General features: G+C 40.4%; 4 protein-coding genes. 3 read left to right on the forward strand and 1 reads right to left on the reverse strand.

Translation table 11 applies throughout. The annotated features are described in order from the left end of the window. Positions 1–175: 175 nt before the first annotated feature. The 3 genes from PX636_RS05150 to PX636_RS05160 all read left to right on the forward strand — a co-directional run bounded on the left by PX636_RS05150 (position 176) and on the right by PX636_RS05160 (position 4271). Positions 176–2482 carry a sensor histidine kinase gene (locus PX636_RS05150; RefSeq protein WP_288116397.1) on the forward strand — a complete coding sequence of 769 codons (2307 nt, stop codon included), beginning with the start codon at positions 176–178 and terminating at the stop codon, positions 2480–2482. Then, the gene (locus PX636_RS05155; protein ID WP_002758488.1) at positions 2421–2867 is read left to right on the forward strand and encodes a response regulator; all 447 of its coding nucleotides are present in this window, start codon (positions 2421–2423) and stop codon (positions 2865–2867) included. The genes PX636_RS05150 and PX636_RS05155 overlap by 62 nt, the downstream gene beginning before the upstream one ends. A 228-nt stretch (positions 2868–3095) precedes the next feature. Next, positions 3096–4271, forward strand: coding sequence for a hybrid sensor histidine kinase/response regulator (locus tag PX636_RS05160; RefSeq protein ID WP_288116398.1), 1176 nt, complete (start codon positions 3096–3098; stop codon positions 4269–4271). A 52-nt stretch (positions 4272–4323) separates the two neighbouring features. Here the strand turns inward: PX636_RS05160 and PX636_RS05165 are convergent, their stop codons facing one another. Then, positions 4324–5199 carry an N-acetylmuramoyl-L-alanine amidase-like domain-containing protein gene (locus tag PX636_RS05165; protein WP_288116399.1) on the reverse strand — a complete coding sequence of 292 codons (876 nt, stop codon included), beginning with the start codon at positions 5197–5199 and terminating at the stop codon, positions 4324–4326. Positions 5200–5393: the final 194 nt, after the last annotated feature.

Raw genomic sequence — 5393 nt, forward strand, 5'->3', positions numbered from 1 at the left:
ACTGAACAGAACTGCTCGATCGATAGATAACTGATTAATTAAAGTTTTATTACTTTTGATGGACTGGGATTAAGAGAAGTAAATTTATTCTTGATCGCTCCCTGAAAGTGAGAAGAAATAGTTTTAATAAACAAAGAGTTTTCCACTTGGCAAAAATCCTCTGGGGGCAATACACATGGAAGTTATAACCGAGACAATTAACCCAACTTCGATCGAACGGGAACCGATCCATCTCTATAACCGAATTCAACCGCACGGGGTGCTTTTAGTTCTCAGCGAACCGGAGCTAAAAGTCAGCCAAACCAGCAGTAATAGCCGCAGTTTATTGGGTATTTCTCCGGGGGAAATTATCGGTAAAACCCTAGAGGAAATCTTCGATCCCTTTCAGATCGATCCTCTAAAATCAGCCATAGAAAATAACGATTTTGATGCTATCAATCCCTCCAAAATTTGGGCGCGGGTTAAAGGGGATGATTTTGCCGTCTTTGATGCTATTTTTCACCGCAACGCCGAACAAATGCTGATTTTAGAGTTAGAACCAGCTATTTCCTATGAAAACATTCCTTTCCTGAGTTTCTATCACCTAGCCAAAACTTCGATCGATAAACTTGAAGCCACCCGTAGCCTGAAAGATTTCTGTAATATCATCGTTAAAGAAGTGCGAAAAATGACAGGATTCGATCGAGTTATGTTATACAAATTCGACGAAGAAGATAACGGTGATGTGATAGCAGAAGACAAAATAGAGCAACTAGAACCCTATCTCGGTTTACGTTATCCCGCTTCCGATATCCCTCTCCCGGCACGAAATTTATTAAGTGCTAATTGGATTCGACAGATTCCCGATGCTACCTCTGAACCCGTCGATCTAGTGCCTAGTCTTCATCCCGAAACCCAACAACCCTTAAATTTAACCCTGTCCAGTCTTAGAAGTGCTTCTCCCTGTCATTTAGAATACCTGCATAATATGGGAGTGGGAGCATCTCTAACCATTTCTCTGATTGAAAATAAACGTCTCTGGGGCATTATTGCCTGTCATCACCGCACCCCTAAATATGTACCCTACGAACTCCGTAAAGCTTGTGAGTTCTTAGGAAGAGTGATTTTCTCGGAAATATCGGCACGGGAAGAAACCGAGGATTATGACTATCGAGTAAAATTAAACTTTGTGCAATCGCAATTAATCGATTATATGGCTGAAGCTAATAACTTTATTGATGGATTAATTGCCCATAAACCGAATCTGCTCGATCTAACTAAAGCCACGGGAGCCGCTATTTGTTTAGGCGGCAATTATACCTTAATTGGAGTAACACCGAGCGAAGAAGAACTAAATTATCTGATTACTTGGCTAGAAAAAAACGTCCATGAAGATGTTTACTATACCAATTCCTTACCGCGAATTTATGCCGATGCGGGTAAGTTTAAAGACATTGCCAGTGGTTTACTAGCAATTCCCATTTCTAAACGTAATTATCTCCTCTGGTTTCGTCCGGAAGTAATTCAAACCGTGAACTGGGGTGGTGATCCGGGTAAAGCGATGGAAACGACTGCCATAGATGGTGATATTCGTCTCTGTCCGCGTAAATCTTTCTCCCTCTGGAAAGAAACCGTTCGCCTCAAATCTTTACCCTGGAAAGCAGTAGAAATCAACGCCGCACTAGAATTACGAAAAGCGATCGTCAATATCATCTTAAAACAAGCGGATGAGTTGGCACGTTTAGCGCGGGATTTGGAACTATCAAACGCCGAATTAAAAAAATTCGCCTACGTCGCCTCCCACGATTTACAGGAACCCCTCAATCAAGTCGCCAACTATGTGCAGTTGCTAGAAATGCGCTACACCGAAGAACTGGACGAAGATGCTAAAGAATTTATTACTTTTGCCGTCGAAGGTGTCAGTTTGATGCAAACATTAATAGATGATGTGCTGGCTTACTCGAAAGTGGATATGCAGGCGGTAGAGTTTAATACCATCGATGCTAATCTGGCACTGGAAAAAGCTCTCGCTAACCTGAAAGGGAGAATTCAGGAAAGTCAAGCTATAATCACCGTTGATCCTTTGCCAATTGTCATGGCAGATAAAACCCAGTTAATGCAATTGTTCCAAAATCTCATCGGTAATGCCATTAAATTCCGGGGAAAAGCAACTCCCACTATTCATATTGCTGCCCAACGTCAAGAGGAGGAATGGCTGTTCTCTGTCACCGATAATGGAATTGGTATCGATCCCCGATTTTCCGAACGTATTTTCGTGATTTTCCAACGACTACACACCCGCGACGAGTACCCCGGCACAGGTATGGGTTTAGCGATTTGTAAGAAAATTATCGAGTGTCATCGCGGACGAATTTGGGTAGAATCCCAATTAGGTAAAGGAGCGGTTTTCTATTTTACAATTCCCCTAGGAGGTGACGAGCGTGAGCGCTGGCGAGGACGTGCCACACAAAATTATCTTATTAGTGGAGGACAGCAAAGCTGATATTCGCCTCATCCAAGAGGCATTAAAAACTAGCACCGTCCCGCACGAATTAGTTATCGTTAGGGATGGTGTCAACGCCATGGATTATCTGCGTCGAGAAGGGGAGTATCTCGATTCTCCCCGTCCTAATCTGATTCTTCTCGATCTGAATTTACCAAGAAAAGACGGACGGGAGGTATTAGCGGAAATCAAAAACGATCCCAGTTTAAAAAGAATTCCTGTGGTGGTTTTAACCACTTCTCGCAACGAGGAGGATATTTTTTATAGCTATGAACTGCACGTTAATTGTTATATAACCAAGTCACGCAATCTCAACGATTTGTTCAAAATTGTCAAAAATATCGAGGCTTTTTGGTTAGAAACCGCTACTTTACCCGGGGAGTGAATCATTATCAGTGATCAGTTATCAGTGATCAGTTATCAGTTATCAGTTATCAGGAGTCGGTCGTCAGCAGGCAGGAGGCAGGAGGCAGGAGGCAGGAGGCAGCTTTATTCTCCCCACACCCTACACCCTATACCCTACACCCCACACCCCACACCCTACACCCCACACCCCACTTCCTAACCTCCCAAATCCCTACCCTCCCAAATCTCTTTAACTCTTGATTAAAAAATGGGACTCTCGCAGGATATAAAAGTTCTTTTAATCGAGGATAATTTAGCCGAAGCTCGATTATTAAAGGAAATTCTTAAGGGTAATGAAAAAAAAGAATTTCATCTGGTTAATGTGTCAAGATTATCCGAGGCAATTTCTCTGTTACAACAAACAAATTTTGATGTAATTTTATTAGATCTAACTTTACCAGATAGTCAGGGTTTGCAATCCTTAGCTCCCCTTTTGATTAAGGCTCCGAAATTGCCGATCGTGGTTTTAACTAATACTAATGATGATAATTTGGCCTTGCAAGCACTGCGTCAGGGAGCGCAGGATTATTTAATTAAAAGAGAAGTAAGTTTAGAAATTTTAACTCGATCGCTATGTTATGCGATCGAGCGAAAACAGATGGAGGAAGCTTTACGAGAATCGAACGAAGCTTTAAAAATGAGCGTGATTGAACGCACTAATCAACTGGAAAAAGCTCAGGAATTAAATCAGTTAAAAACTGAATTTGTTTCCATGTTATCCCACGATTTTCGCAATCCTTTAAATAAAATTTTACTCTCGGCTGGATTATTAGAAGAAAGTCGCGATCGGTTGACAAAAGATCAGCAAGTTAGCTATTTTCGCATGATTCGATCAGCCATTAAAGACATGGATCAATTGCTCACAGAAGTGTTATTAATTGGCCGGGCCGATTCCGGGAGATTATACTGTCAATTTGATCCGGTGGATTTACTGGATTATTGTCAGAAATTGGTAGAATCTTTTACGGTTAAGCCAGAGCCGCAATTAGCAATTATTTTCCAAATTGAGGGCAGCTTAGAAAGAGGACTTTGGGATATAAATTTAATTAAACATATCTTGACAAATTTACTGGGAAATGCTCTCAAATATTCACCACAAGGAAACCCCGTAGAATTTAAGATTATTGTCGAATCGGAGCAGGTAGTCTTTAAAATTATCGATCGAGGAATTGGTATTCCCAGCAAAGATAAAGAAAATTTATTTAAACCTTTTTATCGCGGTAGCAATGTCGATAATATTCAAGGAACGGGATTAGGATTAGCCATTGTCGGACGCTGTGTGGAAGCGCACAAAGGACAAATTTACCTGGAAAGTGAGGAAGGAAAAGGCACAAAGATCACGGTGATTTTACCGATTATTACCGACATTGAACACCTAAATTGAGATGAACAATAGGGTGAGATCACAATTTTTTTCTGCTGCCCTCGCTCCCTATCTACCTATTTCTTGGATCAAGGGAACGAACGACAAAAATACCGATGGCTTTGTCCACTTTAGTGATATATTTTTCTAGGTCTTTAGCAATGGTAACTTGACCAGCAGGAGAGGCATGAATTAAGCCAATTTTGCCATCGGCAAAGCGATAAACTAGACCGGTATGGGTGGTATCTAAACCGGCGATATTAGTCACGACACCGATAATATCGCCAGCTTGCAGTTGTGGATAAATATCTTTAATCTTAGCGGTGGGAATATAGGTTAAGGATAAGCTTTCTAATTGCCGTTCTAACTGTTGAATACAATCGTAATTACTTTGAGTTTTTAACTGGGGATATAGATGGCGGTTTTTGCTGATAAAGTTGAGCTTTTTGTCAAGAGTAATTCCTCCTAATTTGTGAGTAAGATTTTCTAGATTGCCTCGTTTTTGGTTGTCATTAATCCAATCGGAAAAGTAATGCAGGCGACTACAATAACCGTCGAGAATACCGTGGCGATAACGCTGATTTAAAACCTGCTGACTAAAAGCAGAATACTGATAATTTTTTAAAGCAAAATTGTGACTCAAAGCGAGAACTGTTTCCACAAAGAGGACACAATCAAACTCTTTTAAAGAGATAAATAATTTTTCTGTAGGAGAGCGATCGAGTAATCCTGCTTGATATTTTGCTCCTAAAAATTGAGCGGCGATATTCTGGATTATATCAGCCATGGCTAGGCGATCGAGTTGTGTATTTTGGGCGTACTGCACCAGTTTTTGATAATTAGGATCGCTGACTTCTTGAACAAGAATAGTTTCCGATCGAGCTATACTCAAGGGAATTAAAACAGGATTAATTAATAAATAGGGTAAAGTTATCCAATTAAAAAACATTGTCGATCGATTACTGAAAATAATAGGGTTTATCACCGACTAATACACATTAACTATCGGAGTTATCAACTGTTAAAATCTGCCAGTATTAGTTATTATTGCTTCATGTATTTTACTATTTATTCTACATAAAATTATTGTCGATATCCTCAAGTTATTGAGGACGTTTAACCCCACCACGACGTTTAACTTGA

The organism is Microcystis sp. M53598_WE2 (assembly GCF_030067735.1).
Lineage (GTDB): Bacteria > Cyanobacteriota > Cyanobacteriia > Cyanobacteriales > Microcystaceae > Microcystis > Microcystis aeruginosa.